The 19,555-nt window shown below is 67.9% G+C and carries 19 protein-coding genes; 12 read left to right on the top strand and 7 right to left on the bottom strand.

Annotated elements, in window-relative coordinates; all coding sequences use genetic code 11:
• Positions 1-252 precede the first annotated feature (252 nt).
• The 4 genes from hemE (at position 253) to rho (ending at position 4,574) form a co-directional block, all read left to right on the top strand.
• On the top strand, positions 253-1,299 hold the full coding sequence (gene hemE, locus C0481_RS20635; RefSeq protein WP_293407469.1) for a uroporphyrinogen decarboxylase: 1,047 nt from the start codon (positions 253-255) through the stop codon (positions 1,297-1,299).
• Positions 1,296-2,324, top strand: coding sequence for a ferrochelatase (gene hemH, locus C0481_RS20630; RefSeq protein ID WP_293407467.1), 1,029 nt, complete (start codon positions 1,296-1,298; stop codon positions 2,322-2,324). The genes hemE and hemH overlap by 4 nt, the downstream gene beginning before the upstream one ends.
• Before the next feature lie 12 nt (positions 2,325-2,336).
• On the top strand, positions 2,337-2,798 hold the full coding sequence (locus C0481_RS20625; RefSeq protein ID WP_293407465.1) for a CopD family protein: 462 nt from the start codon (positions 2,337-2,339) through the stop codon (positions 2,796-2,798).
• A 342-nt stretch (positions 2,799-3,140) separates the two neighbouring features.
• Entirely contained in the window at positions 3,141-4,574 is a 1,434-nt protein-coding gene (gene rho / locus C0481_RS20620) for a transcription termination factor Rho (RefSeq protein ID WP_293407463.1), read from the top strand.
• 444 nt (positions 4,575-5,018) lie between these two features.
• Here the strand turns inward: rho and C0481_RS20615 are convergent, their stop codons facing one another.
• Together C0481_RS20615 and C0481_RS20610 are read right to left on the bottom strand one after the other, a co-directional pair.
• On the bottom strand, positions 5,019-5,990 hold the full coding sequence (locus C0481_RS20615) for a quinone oxidoreductase (RefSeq protein WP_293407461.1): 972 nt from the start codon (positions 5,988-5,990) through the stop codon (positions 5,019-5,021).
• 9 nt (positions 5,991-5,999) lie between these two features.
• The gene (locus tag C0481_RS20610) at positions 6,000-6,695 is read right to left on the bottom strand and encodes a dienelactone hydrolase family protein (RefSeq protein ID WP_293407459.1); all 696 of its coding nucleotides are present in this window, start codon (positions 6,693-6,695) and stop codon (positions 6,000-6,002) included.
• Between the two features lie 111 nt (positions 6,696-6,806).
• Here C0481_RS20610 and C0481_RS20605 point away from each other — a divergent pair, with 111 nt between their 5' ends.
• The 6 genes from C0481_RS20605 (at position 6,807) to C0481_RS20580 (ending at position 12,729) form a co-directional block, all read left to right on the top strand.
• Complete coding sequence (locus tag C0481_RS20605; RefSeq protein WP_293407457.1) at positions 6,807-7,058, top strand: DUF6489 family protein; 252 nt, start codon at positions 6,807-6,809, stop codon at positions 7,056-7,058.
• Positions 7,055-8,389 (top strand): tRNA uridine-5-carboxymethylaminomethyl(34) synthesis GTPase MnmE, encoded by a 1,335-nt coding sequence (gene mnmE / locus C0481_RS20600; RefSeq protein WP_293407455.1) that lies wholly within the window; start codon positions 7,055-7,057, stop codon positions 8,387-8,389. Before C0481_RS20605 ends, mnmE begins: the two co-directional genes overlap by 4 nt.
• A 159-nt stretch (positions 8,390-8,548) precedes the next feature.
• Positions 8,549-10,399, top strand: coding sequence for a tRNA uridine-5-carboxymethylaminomethyl(34) synthesis enzyme MnmG (gene mnmG, locus C0481_RS20595; protein WP_293407453.1), 1,851 nt, complete (start codon positions 8,549-8,551; stop codon positions 10,397-10,399).
• A gap of 16 nt (positions 10,400-10,415) precedes the next feature.
• Positions 10,416-11,039 carry a 16S rRNA (guanine(527)-N(7))-methyltransferase RsmG gene (gene rsmG, locus C0481_RS20590; RefSeq protein ID WP_293407451.1) on the top strand — a complete coding sequence of 208 codons (624 nt, stop codon included), beginning with the start codon at positions 10,416-10,418 and terminating at the stop codon, positions 11,037-11,039.
• Between the two features lie 7 nt (positions 11,040-11,046).
• Positions 11,047-11,835, top strand: coding sequence for a ParA family protein (locus C0481_RS20585; protein ID WP_293407501.1), 789 nt, complete (start codon positions 11,047-11,049; stop codon positions 11,833-11,835).
• 6 nt (positions 11,836-11,841) lie between these two features.
• Positions 11,842-12,729 carry a ParB/RepB/Spo0J family partition protein gene (locus C0481_RS20580; RefSeq protein ID WP_293407449.1) on the top strand — a complete coding sequence of 296 codons (888 nt, stop codon included), beginning with the start codon at positions 11,842-11,844 and terminating at the stop codon, positions 12,727-12,729.
• A 121-nt stretch (positions 12,730-12,850) separates the two neighbouring features.
• Here C0481_RS20580 and holA read toward each other — a convergent pair whose 3' ends face one another.
• From holA to C0481_RS20560, 4 genes are all read right to left on the bottom strand, one after another.
• On the bottom strand, positions 12,851-13,903 hold the full coding sequence (gene holA, locus C0481_RS20575) for a DNA polymerase III subunit delta (protein ID WP_293407446.1): 1,053 nt from the start codon (positions 13,901-13,903) through the stop codon (positions 12,851-12,853).
• Positions 13,904-13,916: 13 nt separating this feature from the next.
• A complete protein-coding gene (lptE, locus tag C0481_RS20570; RefSeq protein WP_293407444.1) occupies positions 13,917-14,414 on the bottom strand; it encodes an LPS assembly lipoprotein LptE in 498 nt (165 codons plus the stop codon).
• 5 nt (positions 14,415-14,419) lie between these two features.
• Positions 14,420-17,005, bottom strand: a complete 2,586-nt coding sequence (gene leuS, locus C0481_RS20565; protein WP_293407442.1) for a leucine--tRNA ligase — start codon at positions 17,003-17,005, stop codon at positions 14,420-14,422.
• Between the two features lie 115 nt (positions 17,006-17,120).
• On the bottom strand, positions 17,121-17,630 hold the full coding sequence (locus C0481_RS20560) for a DUF3576 domain-containing protein (protein WP_293407440.1): 510 nt from the start codon (positions 17,628-17,630) through the stop codon (positions 17,121-17,123).
• A 283-nt stretch (positions 17,631-17,913) separates the two neighbouring features.
• Between C0481_RS20560 and C0481_RS20555 the strand changes: the two genes are divergently transcribed.
• Positions 17,914-18,285, top strand: coding sequence for an NtrZ family periplasmic regulatory protein (locus C0481_RS20555; RefSeq protein WP_293407438.1), 372 nt, complete (start codon positions 17,914-17,916; stop codon positions 18,283-18,285).
• On the opposite strand, the gene C0481_RS20550 is transcribed toward C0481_RS20555, so the two are convergent.
• A complete protein-coding gene (locus C0481_RS20550; RefSeq protein ID WP_293407436.1) occupies positions 18,275-18,865 on the bottom strand; it encodes a thiamine phosphate synthase in 591 nt (196 codons plus the stop codon). The two genes, C0481_RS20555 and C0481_RS20550, sit on opposite strands and share 11 nt — an antisense overlap.
• Before the next feature lie 19 nt (positions 18,866-18,884).
• Between C0481_RS20550 and C0481_RS20545 the strand changes: the two genes are divergently transcribed.
• Positions 18,885-19,538, top strand: coding sequence for a YggS family pyridoxal phosphate-dependent enzyme (locus C0481_RS20545; protein WP_293407434.1), 654 nt, complete (start codon positions 18,885-18,887; stop codon positions 19,536-19,538).
• The last annotated feature ends 17 nt before the right edge of the window (positions 19,539-19,555 follow it).

Below are 19,555 nucleotides of genomic sequence, written 5' to 3'. Positions count from 1 at the left end.
AACCCTTTAACGAAAGGTAAACGCCAGTTGGGGTTTGGCGGTTTTCCCCGTAACTCACAGGTATGGCTTAACCATGTTGGAAAACCCGCTACAGCCATGTTGAAAAGGGGTTGGCGCGGTATGGCCGGGCGAAGTTGTCCCCACTTCTCCAAGGCCCAACCTCTAACTCCACTTCCAATTTAAGAATCTTAGATAAGAAGAAGAGGGCAGGCGGGCTTGAGCCTTTCGTCCGAAGCCGGTTTAACGACGGCCATGTCGGAAAGTTCAAAACCGCGCCTCCTTCGGGCGCTTTCGGGTGAAACCCTCGATCGGCCGTCGGTCTGGTTCATGCGCCAGGCTGGGCGATCGCTGCCGGAGTACCGCGAGCTGCGCGCTCGGGCCGGGGACTTCATCGCCTTCTGCCACAATCCGGAAATGGCCGCCGAGGCCACCCTGCAGCCGATGCGCCGCTTCCCGCTGGATGCGGCGATCGTGTTCGCCGACATCCTGCTGATCCCGCGGGCGCTGGGCCAGGACGTCTGGTTCGAGGCCGGCGAGGGGCCCAGGCTCGGCGAGCTGCCGCCAATCGAGGCGCTGGCCGACCAGATCGAGGCTTCCACCGGCCGGCTATCGGAAATCGGCGAGACCCTGCAGCGCGTTCGCGCCGAGCTCGAACCCGAGCGCGCCCTGATCGGCTTCGCCGGCGCGCCGTGGACCGTCGCCACCTACATGATCGAAGGCCGCGGCTCGCAGCGCGAGGCGGCCCGCGCCTTCGCCTACCAGAACCCTGAGAAACTGGACGCCCTGCTGGACGTGCTGGTGGAGTCCACCGCCCGCTACCTCGTCATGCAGGCCAAGTCCGGCGCCCAGGTGCTCAAGCTGTTCGAGAGCTGGGCGGAAAGCCTTTCCGAGGACATGTTCGAGCGCATCGTCATCCGGCCGCACACGGCGATCATCGAGAAGGTCCGCGCCGCCGGGATCGACACGCCGTTCATCGGCTTCCCGCGCGGAGCCGGCGCCCAGGTCGCGACCTACGCCGCGAAGGTCCCGGTCCAGGCCGTCGCCCTCGACACCCAGGCGACCGCCGCGCTCGGCCAGCAGATCCAGGCCGGCGGCAAGACCATCCAGGGCGCGCTCGACAACCTGCTGCTGCGCGCTGGCGGCCCGGCGCTCGACGCCCGGGTCGATGCGCTGATCGAGCAGTGGAACGGCGGCCCCTACATCTTCAACCTCGGCCACGGGGTGATGCCCGACACGCCGATCGAGCACATCGAGCGCACGATCTGCAGGGTGACCGGCCGCAGGATGACCAGCAAGTGACCAAGCTGGCCGTCGTCCTCTTCAACCTCGGAGGACCTGACGGCCCCGAGGCGGTGAAGCCGTTCCTGACTAACCTGTTCAGCGACCCGGCGATCATCACCTTGCCGGCGATCGTCCGCCTGCCGCTGGCCCGGATCATCGCCTCCGGGCGCGAAGAGACGGCCAAGGCCAACTACGCGATCATGGGCGGGGCCTCGCCGCTGCTGCCCGAGACCCAGCGCCAGGCCGACGCTCTGCTGGCGGCGCTGAGCGCCGCGCGGCCGGATCTGGAGACCCGCGTCTTCATCTCGATGCGCTATTGGAAGCCGTTCGCTGACCAGACGGCGCGCGAGGTGGCCGAGTTCGCGCCGGACGAACTGGTGCTGCTGCCGCTCTATCCGCAGTTTTCGACCACGACCACAGCTTCGTCGTTGAAGGATTGGGCCCGCGCCTATCGTGGCCCCGGCGCCAGCCATGCGGTCTGCTGCTATCCGACCGCCCCGGGGCTGATCGAGGCCCACGCCCGGTCGATTAGCCAGACCTGGCTGAAGGCCGGCCGTCCCGACAACGTGCGGCTGTTGTTCTCGGCCCACGGCCTGCCGGAAAAGGTCATCGCCGGCGGCGATCCCTACCAGGCCCAGGTCGAGGCCACCGCCCAGGCGGTTGCCGCCCTGCTGCCGGAACTGCCCGACTGGAGCGTCTGCTACCAGAGCCGGGTCGGCCGCTTGAAATGGATCGGCCCGTCTACCGACGACGCTGTCCGCCAGGCCGCCGCCGACGGCAAAGGCGTGCTGATCAGCCCGATCGCCTTCGTCTCCGAGCATGTCGAGACCCTGGTCGAGCTCGATCACGAGTATGCCGAGCTGGCCAAGTCGCTGAACTGCGCGCCTTATCTGCGGGCCCCGACTCCGACGGTGGACGGCGCATTGATCGATGCCTTGGCGGCCGCGACGCTGGAGGCGCTAGATCGCGGCGCCGCGCCAGCGCCGTTCGGGACGTGGCGCTGCCCGTCCGCCTATGGCAAATGCGCCTGCAAACAGGGCTAGGGGGAGCCTTTGATGAACCATTTCGACCTGCTGCGCGGCCTGCACATCATCGCTGTGATCGCCTGGATGGCCGGCATGATGTATCTGCCGCGGCTCTACGCCTACCACACCGAGACCGCGCCCCCCGGCAGCGAGTTCGACAAGCACTTCCTGGTATGGGAGCGCAAGCTCCTGAAAATCATCATCAATCCGTCGATGATCATCGTCTGGGCGCTGGGCGTCGGGCTGATCCTCTACCATGTGTACGCGGTCGGCGAGGGCTGGTCCTTCCTGCTGCAGCCCTGGATGATCGTGAAGCTGGCGGCGGTGCTGTTCATCTCCGGCTGGCACGGCTTCCTGGCCGGCTCCTACAAGAAGTTCCTGGCCGGCCAGCGCCCGAAGTCGGCGAAGTTCTGGCGCGCCACCAACGAACTGCCGTTCCTGGCCGCGGTGATCGCGGTCCTGGCCGTGACCCTTCAATTCGGCCAACGCTGATCTTACATGACAGTTGCTCCCCCGGTGGGGGAGCTCCCGGCCGCATGGCCGGGTGAGGGGGGCTACAGAGTCACCAGGCCCGCCTTGCGGCGATCCACCTCCCCCAACGGGGAGGAACGAGCAGCAGCGACGCTTGACCCGCCGCCCCGCATGTGGTTCCGCTGATCACACGTGGAGTCGCGCCGCGAAGCCACGCCCCGCCTTTTCCCGTGCGCCGCGCGCTGAACGTCAGCCGCCGCGGCCCGGTCCTTGAAAAATTCATCGGCGCGCCTCCCGCGCCATTGTCGATTCCCTCGACGCCCGAAGTCCGTTCGGGCCGCTCGGGACTATCAGAGTAAGATCATGAGCGAAGACACCGCCCCCCCGACCGAGGAAACCCCGGTCGAAACTCCCGAAACCCCCGTCCTTGAAACCCCGGCGGTCGAAGAAGCGCAGGCCGAAGCCAGCGCTGAGGCCGAGGAAGAGGATGACGAGCCCTCGGAGGTCGCCGCGGCGATCGCCGCCATGGGCCTCACCCGCATGTCGCTCCAGGAGCTGAAGGACAAGTCGCCGGCCGACCTGCTCTCCTTCGCCGAGACGCTGGAGATCGAGAACGCCAACTCCATGCGCAAGCAGGACATGATGTTCGCGATCCTCAAGGCGCTGGCCGAGGAAGGCGTGCAGATCTCCGGCTCGGGCACCCTCGAGGTCATGCAGGACGGCTTCGGCTACCTGCGCTCGCCGGAAGCCAACTACCTGTCCGGCCCCGACGACATCTATGTCAGTCCCTCGCAGATCCGGAAGTTCGGCCTGCGCACCGGCGACACGGTCGACGGCGGCATCCGCGCGCCGCGTGAAGGCGAGCGCTATTTCGCCCTGGTCAGCGTCGACCAGATCAATTTCGAGCCGCCGGAAAACGTCCGGCACAAGGTCCTGTTCGACAACCTGACGCCGCTCTATCCCGACCAGCGGCTGAAGATGGAGATCGAAGACCCGACCCTGAAGGACCGCACCGGCCGGGTCATCGACATCGTCGCGCCGCTCGGCAAGGGCCAGCGCTGCCTGATCACCGCCCCGCCGCGGGTCGGTAAGACGGTGATGCTGCAGAACATCGCCAAGTCGATCGAGACCAACCACCCCGAGTGCTACCTGATCGTCCTGCTGATCGACGAGCGCCCGGAAGAAGTCACCGACATGCGCCGCACCGTCCGCGGCGAAGTCGTCTCCTCGACCTTCGACGAGCCGGCCACCCGCCACGTGCAGGTCGCCGAGATGGTCATCGAAAAGGCCAAGCGCCTGGTCGAGCACAAGCGCGACGTGGTCATCCTGCTGGACTCGGTCACCCGCCTCGGCCGCGCCTACAACACCGTGGTGCCGTCGTCCGGCAAGGTGCTGACCGGGGGCGTCGACGCCAACGCCCTGCAGCGCCCGAAGCGCTTCTTCGGCGCCGCGCGGAACATCGAGGAAGGCGGCTCGCTGACCATCATCGCCACCGCCCTGATCGACACCGGCAGCCGGATGGACGAAGTCATCTTCGAAGAGTTCAAGGGCACCGGTAACTCGGAAATCATTCTGGACCGCAAGGTCGCCGACAAGCGGATCTACCCCGCCGTCGACGTCATCAAGTCGGGCACCCGGAAAGAAGACCTCATCACCCCGAAGGAACACCTGCAGAAGTCGTTCATCCTGCGCCGCATCATCACCCCGATGGGCGCCCAGGACGCGATCGAGTTCCTGCTCGACAAGCTCCGGCAGTCGAAGAACAACGAAGACTTCTTCCAGTCGATGAACACCTAAGGCGCTCAGCCTTAGCTGGCACGAAAAAGGGGCTCGCGGCGACGCGGGCCCCTTTGTTTTTGACTAAGGCACTGATTCTGAACGTGTTTCACGTGAAACGAGCCGTCGTTTCCTCCTCCCATTTGGGGAGAGGGAACACCGCTCCAGACGCCCCCCTTGGGGGAGTTGTCAGCAAAGCTGACTGAGGGGGACTTTGAAGCTTCGGCCTGAGGGCAATCCCCCTCCGTCGCGCTCCGCGCGCCACCTCCCCCAAGAGGGGAGAATCTGGCCCTCGCCGGCTGCAATACCTGTTCCTCTCCCCGCTTGAGGGGAGAGGCTAGGTGAGGGGTGTCGCGTCGCGCAGCGGCGCTCTGCGGAGTCAGCAGTCCCCCTCACCCCAACCCTCTCCCCCAAGGTGGCGAGGGAGTCTCTTTGGGTGTTCCCATTTATGGGAAGATCTTCGTCCTACGGGATCAGCAGGCTCGCCCCGACCGTCTCGCGGCCCTCCAGCGCCTCGTGCGCCTTACGGGCGTCGCCCAGCGCGAAGGTCTGGCCGATGTCGATCTTCACCGCGCCCGAGGCGATGACCGCGAACAGGGCCGCGGCGCTCTCGTCCAGCTCCTCGGTCGTGGCCGTGTAGTCGAACATCGTCGGCCGGGTGAAGAACAGCGACCCGGCCTGCGACAGCCGCAGCGGCGCGAACGGCGGCACGGGACCGGACGCGTTGCCGAACGACACGAACATGCCCCGTCGCGCCAGGCTGCCCATCGTGCCTTCGAAGGTCGCCGCGCCGACCGAGTCATAGGCGACCGGCACGCCCTTGCCGTCGGTCAGCCGCCGGACCTCCGCGGCCACGTCCTGATCGCGGTAGGGGATGACATGGTCGGCGCCGTGGCTGCGGGCCAGCTCAGCCTTCGCCTCCGAGCCGGCAGTGCCGATCACCCGCGCGCCCAGGTGCTTGGCCCATTGGACCAGGATCGAGCCGACCCCGCCGGCGGCCGCATGCACCAGGATGGTGTCGCCGGCCTTCACCGGGAAGGTTCGCCGGATCAGGAACTCGGCGGTCATGCCTTTCAGCAGAGCCGCCGCCGCCACCTTGGTGTCGACGCCGACGGTCAGCTTGACCGCCCGGGCCGCCGTGGTGACGTGCAGTTCGGAATAGGCGCCGATCGGACCCGAAGCGTAGGCCACGCGATCGCCGGCCTTGAAGCGCTCGACGCCGTCGCCGACCGCTTCGACCACGCCGGCGGCTTCCAGCCCCAGGCCGGACGGCAGCTTCACTGGATAGAGGCCGCTGCGGTGATAGGTGTCGATGAAGTTCACCCCCACCGCCTCATGCCGCACCAGGATCTCGCCGGCCTTGGGGGAGGGGACCTCCACCTCGGCGGTTTCCAGCACTTCGGGACCGCCGGTACGGTCGAAACGGATCGCCTTCATCGTGGCTCCTTAGCTCAGGTGTTGGTTGAAGAACGCTAGGGTCCGGCCGCCGGCCAGCTTGGCGTCGGTCGCGTCATAGTGCTCTCCGCCTTGGCGGGCGAAGGCGTGGTCGCGACCGGGATAGGTATGGATCTCGACCTGCGGATGGTTTTTCAGCTGGGCGATGATCAGCGCCTGGGCTTCCTTCGGCACGAACTGATCTTCCTCGGCGATGTGCATCAGCAGGGGATGGGCCTGCTTCTCGCTCTCGACCAGGTGCTTCTCGATGCCGACGCCGTAGTAGGCGACCGAGGCGTCCGCGTCGGTGCGGGTCGCGGTCAGGTAGGCGAGCAGCCCGCCGAGGCAGAAGCCGACCGCGCCAACCTTGCCGTTGACCTCGGGCAGGGCCCGCACATGGTCGATGGTCGCGGCGATGTCCTTGACGCCGGCCTCGACGTCGAAGGCGTTGTAGAGCTCGAAGGCCTTCTTCCACTCGGCCTCGGATTGGTCGGTGATGTCGATCCCCGGTTCGATCCGCCAGAACAGGTCGGGGCACACCGCCAGGAAGCCGGCCGCGGCCAGCTCGTCGCAGACGCCGCGCATGACTGCGTTCACGCCAAAGATCTCCTGGATGACCACTATGGCCGGCGCCTTCGGATTGCTCGGTCGCGCCACGTAAGCGGCGAACTGGCCGTCGTCGGTCTTGATGGTGGTGGTCTCACCCATCGGTAACTCCCGTCTAAAAGCTTAAGGCCCTGTCGCCGCTACTAGCGCGGGCGCCTCGGCTGCGCTCATAACAATGTGGTCAAGCATCACGACGGCTGTAGGGTTATCCGGATGAAGATGACGATTGAAATAGATTGCTCCCCGCAGGAGGCGCGCGCCTTCCTCGGTCTGCCGGACGTCACCGGTCTCAACGACAAACTCGTCGAAGAGATGCAGAAACGCATGTCCTCCAACATGGCCATGCTGTCGCCGGACGAGCTGATCAAGAACTGGACGGCCTTCGGGGTCGGGGCTCAGGAGCAGTTCCGCAGCCTGATGAGCGCCGCCGTCGACGCCAGCATGGGCGCCACGCGGCCCAAATGACCGACACCATTTTCGCGCCCGCCACCGCCGCCGGGCGATCGGCGGTCGCGGTCGTACGCCTGTCCGGCCCCCAGACGGGTCGGGCGCTGAAAGCGCTGGTCGGCAAGATGCCGAAGCCGCGCGAGGCGGCGCTGCGGATTCTCAAGGACGCTCAGGGCGACGCCATCGACCAGGCCTTGGTGCTGTGGTTCGAGGGGCCGGCCAGCTACACCGGCGAGGACGCCGCCGAGTTTCACGTGCACGGCGGCCCGGCCGTGGTCGCCGGGCTGCTGGAGGCGCTGGCCGCGCAAGGGTTGCGTCTGGCCGAGCCGGGCGAGTTCACCCGCCGCGCGTTCGAGAACGGCAAGCTCGACCTGGCCCAGGCTGAGGGCGTCGCCGACCTCATCGAGGCCGAGACCGAGGCTCAGCGTCGCCAGGCCCTGGACCAGCTCGGCGGGGCGCTCGGCCAGGCCCAGACTCGCTGGCGCGACGGGCTGATCGAGGCGCTGGCCATGTTCGAGGCGGCGGTGGATTTCCCTGACGAGGAGGTTCCGGCCGACGTTGCGGCGCGCGCCCGACCGGTGCTGACCGCGCTGATCGGCGAGCTCGAGCACGCCGTGATCGACGTGAAACGCGGGGAACGGGTGCGGGAGGGCTTCCGGATCGCCCTGGTCGGCGCGCCCAACGCCGGCAAGAGCACCATCCTCAACGCTCTCGCCGGACGCGAGGCGGCGATCGTCACCGCGACGCCGGGCACCACCCGCGACGTCATCGAGGTGCCGATGCGGCTGGCGGGCTACAAGGCGCTGCTCGCCGACACCGCAGGCCTGCGCGACACCCACGACGAAATCGAGGCCGAGGGCGTGCGCCGGGCGCGGGCCTGGGCTGACGACGCCGACCTGCGGATCTGGGTGGTGGACGGCGCCAGCGACGCGGCCGCGACGGTCCCGGTCCTGCACCCGCACGATCTCTGTCTGATCAACAAGGCCGACCTCGGGCAGGGGGCTGAGACGGGCCATGCGCTCGTCGAGGCCCGCGCGCTGAATGTAGAGGTTGTTAGACTGAGCGCCTGGAAACCTGACGACATATCTGCGCTCGAGGCGGCCCTGGAGCGGCGGGTGATCGACGCCTTGGCCGGGGCCGAGTTGCCGACCGCCACCCGGCTGCGCCACCGCGAGCTGCTGTCGGAGGCGCTCGAACGGCTCAGCCGCGCCCTGATCCTGGAAGACGATCTGGAGCTCGCCGCCGAGGATGTCCGCCTGGCCGGCCGGGCGCTGGACCGGATCACCGGCCGGATTGATCCCGAAGACGTGCTCGACCGGGTGTTCTCCAGCTTCTGCATCGGCAAGTAGCTCTGCTGTTTCACGTGAAACAGCGCCGGGGCCCCGCGTCGTGTTTCACGTGAAACACCCGCCGCTGATGGAATCCCGGGTGAAAAACGGGCCCTTGTTCGCTATATAGCTGCCGATAGCGCCCCCGGCCTTCCGGGGGCGTCTTCCGTGGAGATCCGCTTGAGCGCCTGGGACGTCATCATCATCGGGGGAGGGCACGCCGGCTGCGAAGCCGCCGCGGCCTCCGCGCGCGTCGGCGCCAAGACCCTGCTGCTGACCCACAAGCTCGAAACCATCGGCGAGATGAGCTGCAACCCGGCCATCGGCGGGCTCGGCAAGGGCCATCTGGTCCGCGAGATCGACGCCCTCGACGGCTTGATGGGCCGCCTCGCTGACCAAGCCGGCATCCAGTTCCGGATGCTGAACCGCTCCAAGGGCGCGGCCGTTCGCGGCCCGCGCAGCCAGATCGACCGCAAGCTCTATCGCCAGGCCATGCAGGCCGAGCTTGCCGCCACGCCCAACCTCACCGTGATGGCTGAGGCGGTGGAGGACCTGATGGTCGTGGACGGCGTCGTCCAGGGCGTGGTCGGCGCGACCGGGACGGAGTACCGCGCTGGCCGCGTGGTGCTGACCACGGGGACCTTCCTCAAGGGACTGATCCACCAGGGCGAGACCCGCATTCCCGCCGGCCGGGTCGGCGACGCCCCGGCCATCGGTCTGTCGGACCGTCTCTATGCTTCGGGCCTGACCATGGGCCGGCTGAAGACCGGCACGCCGGCGCGGCTCGATGGTTCGACCATCGCCTGGGACAGCCTGGAAATGCAGGCCGCCGACGACGAACCCGTCCCGTTCTCGTTCCTGACCGACAAGATCACCGTGCCGCAGATCTCCTGCGGCGTGACCTACACCAACGCTGCGACCCATCAGATCATCGCCGACCGGCTGACGGAATCGGCGGTCTATGGCGGCCGGATCAACGGCCGCGGGCCGCGCTACTGCCCGTCGATCGAGGACAAGGTCGTCCGCTTCGGCGACAAGGACAGCCACCAGATCTTCCTGGAGCCTGAGGGCCTGGACGACGACACCGTCTATCCGAACGGCATCTCGACCTCGGTGTCGACGGAGACCCAGGACCTGTTCCTGCGCACGATCGCAGGGCTCGAGAACGTCAAGGTCAAGCGTTACGGCTACGCGATCGAGTACGACTATGTTGATCCGCGCGAGCTCTATCCGACCTTGGAGGTGAAGAAGCTGCCCGGCCTCTATCTGGCCGGCCAGATCAACGGCACCACGGGTTACGAGGAGGCCGGCGCCCAGGGCTTGGTCGCTGGGCTCAACGCAGCGCGCGCCGCCTCCGGGCAGGACGCCGCCGGTTTTGGTCGCGACGAGGCCTATATCGGCGTGCTGATCGACGACCTGACCACCCGCGGCGTCACCGAACCCTATCGGATGTTCACCAGCCGCGCGGAATTCCGCCTGACCCTGCGCGCCGACAACGCCGACCAGCGCTTGACCGAACGCGGTATTGCCTTGGGCGTGGTCGGTGTTTCACGTGAAACGTCATACCGGGCCAAGGCCGCGGACCTCGCCCACGCCCGCAAGCGGGCAGGGGAATTGATCCTGTCTCCGAACATGGCCCAAAAGGCCGGCCTGCCAGTGAAATCCGACGGCCAGGTCCGCGATTTCGTTCAGCTGCTGGCCTATCCGACCATCAGCTTCGATGACCTGGCGCGCGTGTTCCCTGAGGCCGCCGAGTGGTCGCCCGTCTGCCGCGAGCAGCTGGAGATCGACGCCGCCTATGCCGGCTACCTCGACCGCCAGGCCGCGGACGCCGCCGCCTTCCGCCGCGACGAGAACCTGCGCCTGCCGGCCGATCTCGACTATGCCGGCGTCGGCGGGCTCTCGAACGAAGTGCGCGAGAAACTCTCGACCGTGCGTCCGCTGACGCTCGGCCAGGCCGCGCGCATCGAGGGGGTGACGCCCGGGGCGCTCACCGCTTTGCTGGCCCACGTCCGCCGCCGCGCCGCCTGACCAGATGACAGTTGAAGTGAACGACGCCGCCGCTTTCGCGGCCGCCGCCAACGCCGGCCCGCAGGCGATCGCCGATCTCGAGCGCTACCGGTCATACCTGGTCGAGTGGAACGAGAAGATGAACCTCGTCGGCCCGGCCACGCTCGACATTTTCTGGTCGCGCCACGCCTGGGACTCGGCCCAGATCCTGCCCCTGGCGCCCGACGCCCTGACCTGGGCCGATCTCGGCACCGGCGCAGGACTTCCCGGCATCGTGTTGGCGATCATGGGAAAAGACCGCCCGGGCTTTCACGTGCACCTCGTCGACAGCCTCACCAAACGCTGCCGATTTCTGAACGAGGTGGTGACCGGATTGCAGCTGCCGGCGACCGTTCACAATTCACGTGCGGAAGACTTGTCGCTGACTGTGGATATCGTCACAGCGCGGGCTTGCGCGCCCTTGTCGCGGCTGATGGGGTACGCCCAGCCCTACTTCAAGCGAGGCGCGCAGGCGCTGTTCCTGAAGGGGCAGGATGTCGCGTCCGAACTCGAAGACGCGGCGAAGACCTGGAATTTCGAGGCGGACGTGTCGCCCAGCTTGAGCGACTCCAGAGGGCAGATCGTGCGTGTAAGGAGGCTCGGCCGTGGTCGTAAAAGCTAAACGGGGACTGCGCGTCCTCGTGGTCGCCAACCAGAAGGGCGGGGTCGGCAAGACCACGACGGCCATCAACCTCGGCACCGCACTGGCGGCGGTCGGCGAGAAGGTCCTGCTGATCGACTCCGACCCCCAGGGCAACGCCTCCACCGGCCTCGGCGTCGGCCGGGCCCAGCGCAAGGTCACGCTCTACGACGTGCTGATGGGCGAGCAGCCGATCTCCTCGGCGGTGGTCAACACCGCGCTGCCGGGCCTCGACCTGGTGGCCGCCGATCCGGACCTGTCCGGCGTCGAGCTGGAGCTGGGCCAGCAGGCGCGCCGCTCCTTCAAGCTGCGGGACGCTCTGGAGCCGATCCGCGTCGAAGGCGAGTACACCTACGTCCTGATCGACTGCCCGCCGTCGCTGAACCTGCTGACGGTCAACGCGATGGCGGCGTCCGACGCGGTCCTGGTCCCGCTGCAATGCGAGTTCTTCGCCCTCGAAGGGCTGACGCAGCTGATGCGCACGGTCGACCTCGTGCGGGGCAGCCTGAACCCGAACCTGGAGATCCAGGGCGTGGTGCTGACCATGTACGACCGCCGCAACAGCCTGTCAGAGCAGGTCGCCCGCGACGTCCGCGGTCACTTCGGCGACACCGTCTACAACACGGTGATCCCCCGCAATGTGAGGGTCTCCGAGGCGCCCAGCTACGGCAAGCCGGTGCTGGTCTACGATCTGAAGTGCTCGGGCTCGCAGGCCTATCTGAAGCTGGCGCGGGAGGTCGTTCTGCGCGAGCGCGATCGCCGCAAGAAGGCCGCGTAAGGAACGATGATGGTCGAGAAGCGTGGACTGGGCCGCGGCCTGTCGGCCCTGTTGGGCGATGTCGATGAAGCCAAGGTGGTGGCTGGCGCGCCGCTCGAGGAGATCTCGGGCGTCCGCGAGATCCCGATCGAGCTGATCCATCGCAACCACCACCAGCCGCGTTGGGTGTTCACCGAGGCCGAGGTCGAGGAACTGGCCGGCTCCATCCGCGACAAGGGCGTGCTGCAGCCGATCCTGGTGCGACCGGCGCCGGGCCGGCCGGGCGAGTGGGAGATCGTCGCCGGTGAACGTCGATGGCGCGCCAGCCAGAAGGCGGGCCTGCGGGTCATGCCGGTGCTGGTCCGCGAGCTGGACGATGTCCAGGTGCTTGAGATCGGCGTCATCGAGAACGTCCAGCGCTCGAACCTGAACCCGATCGAAGAGGGCGCGGCCTATCAGACGCTGATCGAGAAGTTCGGCCGCACCCAGGAAGAGGTGGCCGAGAGCATCGGCAAGAGCCGAAGCCACGTGGCCAATACCCTGCGGCTGATGAACCTGCCTGAGGTCGTCCGCAACTATGTGCTTGAGGGCAAGCTGTCGGCCGGCCATGCGCGGGCGATCCTGACGGCCGACGACCCGGTCGCGCTGGCCGAGAAGATCATCGCCGGAGGTCTGTCGGTCCGCGAGGCCGAGGCGCTGGCCCGGGGCGGCGCTCCGGCGGCCAGCCGGCCGAAGGCCGCCTCGCGCAAGCACGTGAAGGACACCGACACCCAAGCGCTGGAGGCCGATCTGTCCGACGCGCTCGGTCTCGACGTCGAGGTGCTCGACAAGGGCGGCCTCGGCGAGTTGCGGATCAAGTATGCGACGCTCGAACAGCTCGACGAGCTCTGCCGCAAGCTGACCGCTCGGGCCTAATTCCTAAGTCATTGATTTCAAAGGGCGCGATTTCGGAATTCGCATTCTCGCGAACCGGGCGGCCCGGAGTGCGGCGCGGTCGCGTTCTGCGCGCCACAGCGGCGATTTCAAATTTGGACGTTTAGAGCCCCAGCCGTCTCGCGCGGCCGGCGATGGTCAAGGCCAGCCGCTCGGCGATCAAACTGTCGGGCGAGCCGGCGGTCTTGCAGGCCTTGTCGGCGGCGAGCACGTCGGGCTGCAGCTTGTCGAGTTCGGCCAGCGACCAGCTGCGCGCCTGGCGTAGAAACTCGCGCTCTTGTTTCCAGAACACGCCTGAGGCCTTGGCGGCCTCCTGCAGGCCAGCGCCGTTCTTGGCCAGCGTCAGGGTGCGGCGCATCCGGCCAAGGTACATGCTGATGGCGCGGATCCCCGCGGCCCCGGGTTCGCCCTCGGCTGCGGCGCGGCGCAGGCCGGCCTGTGCTTCGGCCAGCTTGCCGCCGAACGCGTCGGCCGCGGCGTCGGAGAGGGAGGCCTCCGGCTCGACGCCCAGGAAGTCCTCCAGATCGCGCGGAGCGGCCGTGCGGCCGCTTCCGGGCTCCAGGTACAGGGCCAGGCGCTCGATCTCCTGACGGGCCACGCCACGCTCCTTAGGCAGGCGCCCGACGAACAGTTGCAGGGCCTGGGGGTCGAGGCCGACGCCGTCCTGGGCCAGCAACTCGCGCACCAACCGCGCGACATCGCCGGGCTCGTCTTCGTAGCAAGGGATGGCGACTGCGTCGGAAGCCTTCTCGGCGGCCTTGCGCAGGGCGGAGTCGCGTCCGAGGTTGCCGGCTTCGACGATAAAGAAGGCGTCGGGATTCAGCTTGCCCTCGGCATGGGCGACGAGCGTCTCGGCTACCTGCTTGTCGAGTGCGGCCTTCTCGGTGGCGAACCGCAGTCGCACCAGCCGTCGGCCGCCCATCAGCGACTGGGCGGCCAGTTCGCCCTCCAGGCGGGCGCCGTCGGAATCCAAGTCGCCGTCCGTCAGCAAGGCGACGTCGAACGGATCGTCGAGATTGGGAACGATCTTGCGGGCCAGTTGCAGACCGCGGTCGCGGACCACCCCGGTGTCGCGGCCATAGATCACGGCCGCCCGGATCGGCGGTTCCGGCCGGGCCAGGAACCGCTCGATGTCAGGCCGCTTGGAAAGGATCACGGCCTTGAAATCCCTACGATTTTCCCTGCGTCGCCAGCCAGGCGGCAAGCTCCAGCTGGATCAGGCGCGCGCACTCTGCGGCGGCGCGGTCCTGGGCGTCCTGCTGGGCGGTGATCGAGGCGTAGGGCTGGTCGGCGCTGTCATAAGTGACCTGGGCGCGGGTCGTGCCCTTCTTCACCGAGGCCCCGGAGCTGATCGAAACTACGGTGTAGTTGGCGGTCAGTACGTACTCGTAGCGGGTGGCGACGTTGTCGACCCGCAGGCCGCGCGGATAGCGGGTCTCAGCCAGCGCCAGGTCCATACGATACTTCGGCGCCTGGCCCTTGGCGTTGGCCAGGGCGTCGTCGAGGTGCTCACGGATCAGTTGGCCGGTGCGGCCGGGCGGCGTCGTCACCTGCACCGAGTGCAACTGCGCCGTCACCGCCGGGTCGCCGTACAGCGGCGTGAACCCGCAACCGGCCAGGCCCAGGGCTCCGGCGGCGATGAGGGCGGAAGCAACGACGCGGTTCATGCAGGTCACCCGGCCACGATGTTGACGATGCGGTCTTTCACGACGATCACCTTCTTGATCGCCAAGCCTTCAAGGCGCCGCGCGATCTCGGGATCGTCAAGCACGATCTTCTCTACATCGGCCGGTTCGAGCCCGGCGGCGACCGAAATCTCGCCGCGCCGCTTGCCGTTCACCTGCACGGGCAGGACCTTGACCGCGTCTTGGGTCAGGGTCGCGTCGTACGCCGGCCACGGGGCGGAGACGACCATGCCGTCGCCGCCGATCCGCGCCCAGGCCTCTTCGGCCAGGTGCGGCGTGAAGGGCGAGATCAGCCGGGCGAACGCCGACAGCGCTTCCTGGCGCGCGGCCAGCACCGGCGCCGTCGCCTTGTCGGCTGGGAATTCCTTGAGTTTATTCAGGAATTCGTACATCCGCGCGATGCCCGAGTTAAACCGGAAGGTCTCTACCGCCTCGGTCACCGCCTTGATGGTGCGGTGGGTGAAGGCGCGCAGCTCGTCGGCCTTCGGGTCCGGGGAGGGGGCGGGCGCTGCGCCGGCAGGCTGGCTGTCGAACTCGTTCCAGACGCGGTTGACGAAGCGCCAGGCGCCGTCGACGCCGGCGGCCGACCACTGGGTGTCGCGTTCGGGCGGACTGTCGGACAACACGAACAGGCGCGCCGCGTCGACGCCGTAGACCTCGAAGATCTCTTCCGGCGCGACGGTGTTGCGCTTGGACTTCGACATCTTCTCGATGTCGCCGATCACCAGGGCCTCGCCGGTTTCGAGGCTGCGCGCCTGGCGCTTGCCGTCCTCGGCGAGGATTTCGACTTCCTTGGGCTCGACCCATTCACCGCTCTGCGCGCGGCGATAGGTCTCGTGCGTGACCATGCCTTGGGTGAACAGGCCCGCGAACGGCTCGCGCACCGACAGCATGCCCTCGTCGCCCAGGGCGCGGGTCACGAAGCGGGCGTACAGCAGGTGCAGCACCGCATGCTCGATGCCGCCGACATACTGGTCGACCGGCAACCAATAGTCGGCCGCGGCCTTGTTGATCGGCTCGGCCGCCTCGGTGTCGGTGAACCGGGCGAAGTACCAGGAGCTGTCGACGAAGGTGTCCAGCGTGTCGGTCTCGCGCGTCGCCTCGGCGCCGCATTGCGGGCAGCTGGCGTTCTTCCAGGTCGGGTGCCGGGCGAGGGCGTTGCCCGGCTTGGAGAAGTCCATGTCGTCGGGCAGCACGACCGGCAGCTGGTCTTTCGGCAGCGGGACGACGCCGCACTTGGCGCAATGGACCACAGGGATCGGACAGCCCCAGCCGCGCTGGCGCGCCACGCCCCAGTCGCGCAGGCGGAACACCGTCGCGCCCTTGCCCTGGTTCTGGGCTTCGATCCTGGCGATCGCCGCGGCCTTGGCCGGCTCGATCTCCAGGCCGTCCAGGAAGTCGGAGTGGAAGATGGTTCCGGGGCCGGTATAGGCCTCGTCGCCGACCGTGAAGGTCGCGGCGTCCTCGCCCGGCGGCAACACGACCGCCTTGACCGGCAGGTCGTACTTGCGGGCGAAGTCCAGGTCGCGCTGGTCGTGGGCCGGGCAGGCGAAGATCGCGCCGGTGCCGTAGTCCATCAGGATGAAGTTCGCGATCCAGACCGGCAGGCGCCAGTTGGGATCGAACGGGTGGGCGACGGTCAGGCCGGTGTCGAAGCCGATCTTCTCGGCGGTCTCGATTTCGGCCTCAGAGGCCCCGCCCTTGCGGCATTCGGCGATGAAGGCGGCGACCTTGGGGTCGGCGGCCAGCTGCTCGGCGAGCGGATGGTCGGGGGCGATGCCGACGAAGCTCGCGCCGTACAGGGTGTCGGGACGGGTGGTGTAGACCTCCAGCCCGGCTTCGAAGCCCTTGGGCGCCTCGCTGGCCCAGCCGAAGTTGAACTTCAGGCCCTTGGAGCGGCCGATCCAGTTCTCCTGCATCAGCCGGACCTTGTCGGGCCAGCGATCCAGCGTCTTCAGCCCCTCGATCAATTCCTCGGCGTAGTCGGTGATGCGCAGGAACCACTGGTTCAGCTTGCGCTTCTCCACCACCGCGCCCGAACGCCAGCCGCGGCCGTCGACCACCTGCTCGTTAGCCAGCACGGTCTGGTCGACCGGATCCCAGTTGACGATGCTTTCCTTGCGGTAGACCAGGCCGCGCTTCCACAGGTCCAGGAACCAGTCCTGCTGCTTGCCGTAATAGGCCGCGTCGCAAGTGGCGAACTCGCGTGACCAGTCGATCGACAGGCCCAGCTCCTTCAGCTCGGCGCGCATCTTGGCGATGTTGTCGTAGGTCCAGCCACGCGGATCGACGCCGCGCTCCATAGCTGCGTTTTCGGCCGGCAGGCCGAACGCGTCCCAGCCCATCGGGTGCAGCACATTGAAGCCGCGGGCGCGCTTGTAGCGGGCCACGACGTCGCCCAACGAGTAGTTGCGCACATGGCCCATGTGCAGACGCCCCGACGGATAGGGGAACATCTCAAGGGCGTAGTACTTCGGCACGCCCGGGGTCGGCGGGCCGGCCTTGAACACGTCGGCGTCAGCCCAGGCCTTACGCCACTTGGGCTCGGTCTCTTTCGGATTGTAGCGGGCCATTGGGGGCGCTCTTCAGACTTCGATAGGTGGCGGCCAGCGGCGGAAAGCGCTGACCCTTGGGAGGGAGCGCATCCGAACCGGTTTCCACCCTTGCTGAATGCGCCCCGATAAGGCCTTAGCCGATGTTCGACAGCCGAAGCTGCCGCGCCTTGGTAAGGATCGCGTTTTCCAGGTCGGTTTCGGTCTGACCAGCCGACGGTGCGTCGGTCCAGTTGCCGGTGGCGTCCCGAGTCTGCTTGAAGACGGCCACGTTCAGGCCGTCGGCGCGCAGGCGCGAGTCCAGAATGTAGACGGTGCACTTGAAGCGCTCGTCCGGCTTTTCCGGGTTCACGTACCAGTCGGTGATCACCACCCCGCCGTACGGGTCGGCCGAAGCCAGCGGCATGAAGGACAGGGTGTCCAGCGTCGCCCGCCACAGATAACCGTTGACCCCGATTGCGGGCTGGCTCGTGTTGGCCGGAGCGGACTTTTTGCCGCCGCCCATGCCAAACATGTTGAAGCCGCCCGGCTCCTGGGTCTGGAAGGTCCGGGGACCGCCGCTCGAGCACGCGGCCAACGCCGCGAGGCTCAGCACCAAGGCTCCGGTCGTCACGCCACGCATCAACTCACCGCGCACAAACGGCATATATCGGCTCCTAGTCGTTCTTCCGCGTCGGTTTGCGCCGCGGCGCCGCCCCCTCGCAGGCGCGCCCTCTATAACAACGCCCGTGGAACCGCCAAACAGGAATCGCGTGTCCCAGCCGCCACAGGCGCCGACGATCTGCCTGCGGAGTGTGCAACCGGCCCATGGACTCGGTTGACCTGACGTCGCCGCGGACTTTAATCGCAGTAACGGTCACGTCTCGAAATGGCGTGCTCGGGGCTAAGGGGCCATATAGGTGGTTATGTCCAAGCGGTTGGTCATTTCGTTGATCGGCGCGGCGCTCCTCGCGAGCGGCGCTACGGCGGCGCATGCCCAGTCGAGCGCGGCTCCGGCCGCGAAGGGCAAGGCCGCCGATTTCACCGTGCGCAGCGAAACTTCGACGACCCCGGCAGGGAACAAGTCGTTGAAGTGGGATACGCGCAAGGGGCGCTGGGGGGTCACGCTCAACCTCGAACAACGGGGCGAGCGCGACACGCAGTGGAACGACGTCGAGGCCGGGGCCTATTTCCGCGTCACGCCGAGCCTTCGGGTCGGGGGCGCCGTCGCTCTCGGCGAGAAAGAAGCGCCGGCCTACAAGAAGACCGAGCCGCAGGAATCCGCGCCGCGCGTCCGGCTGGAAACCGCCTTCAAGTTCTAAGGGCTTCTACAGCCGCTAGACCGACCAGGCCCGCAGGCAGCAGCCGGCGGGCTGTTTCGTCGTTGATCCCGCCCAGCGCGTAGACCGGGCCGCCGGCGACCCGCGCCAGCCGAGCCAGGCGCAATTGGCCAAGCGGCGCGCCGGCCGAGGGGCTGTTTGACGGAAAGACCGCGGAGACGACCACCGCATCGGCCCCCGCCGCCAGGCCTCGCCGCGCCGCCCAGGCGCTGTGCGCGGCCGCAGTCACGATCCAGCCGGGGCGCCTGAGGCGCCGGGCCCGCCCCGCAAGCCGTTCGGGAAGATGGACGCCGTCGGCCCCGACCCGCGCGGCCAGATCGGCATCGGCGCCGATCAGCAACAGCAGGCCGCGCGCGGCCGCGATTTGCGCGAGCCGTCTGGCGCGGGCCTCGGCGTCGGGGGCGCCGAACGTGCGGTAGACGATCGCTGAGCCCCGCGGCAGCCGCCGCGCAGCGGCCTCGATGTCGGGAGTGCGCGCCGGGTCGGTGAAGAACAGCAGCGGCGGCAGCGGGGGGTTTCGCCCGGCCGCGCGGCGACCTATGGCTTGGGCCGCCCTCGTCACTGTCCAGAAGTTCGCCGCGATGACCGTTCCTCCCGCCCTTACCGACGTCCTAGCCCGGATCGCGCGCGCGGCGAAGGCGTCCGGCCGGGCGGCTGGCGACGTGACCCTGGTGGCGGTCTCGAAGATGCAGCCCTGGGAGAACGTGACGCCGATCCTGGCGGCCGGCCAGTCGGTGTTCGGCGAGAACCGCGTCCAGGAGGCGATGGAGCGCTGGTCGGGCCGCCAGGAGGCGCTCGAGCTGCGGCTGATCGGGCCGCTGCAATCCAACAAGGCCAAGGAGGCGGTGGCGTTCTTCGAGGTGATCGAGAGCCTCGACCGCGAGAAGCTGGCCCGCGCCCTGGCCGAGGAGATCCAGAAGCAGGGCCGTACGCCGCGGCTCTACGTCCAGGTCAACACCGGCGAGGAGCCGCAGAAGGCCGGCGTCGCCCCGGGCGAGGCCGACGCCTTCATCGCCGCCTGCCGTGCGACCTACGGCCTGGCGATCGAGGGTCTGATGTGCATTCCGCCGGCCGCCGAGCCGCCTGGCCCGCACTTCGCGCTGCTGGCCAAGATCGCCGCCCGCAACGGCGTGCAGAAGCTCTCCATGGGCATGAGCGATGACTTCGAGACCGCGATTGGGTTCGGCGCCACCAGCGTGCGGGTCGGCTCGGCCCTGTTCGGCGCGCGCGGCTAGACCCTTTCCGGCTCAAG

The sequence above is a fragment of the Phenylobacterium sp. genome (genome assembly GCF_013822795.1).
Lineage (GTDB): Bacteria > Pseudomonadota > Alphaproteobacteria > Caulobacterales > Caulobacteraceae > Phenylobacterium.
The sequence above is the reverse complement of the archived record's forward strand: the minus strand, read 5'-3'. Positions and strand labels throughout refer to the sequence as shown.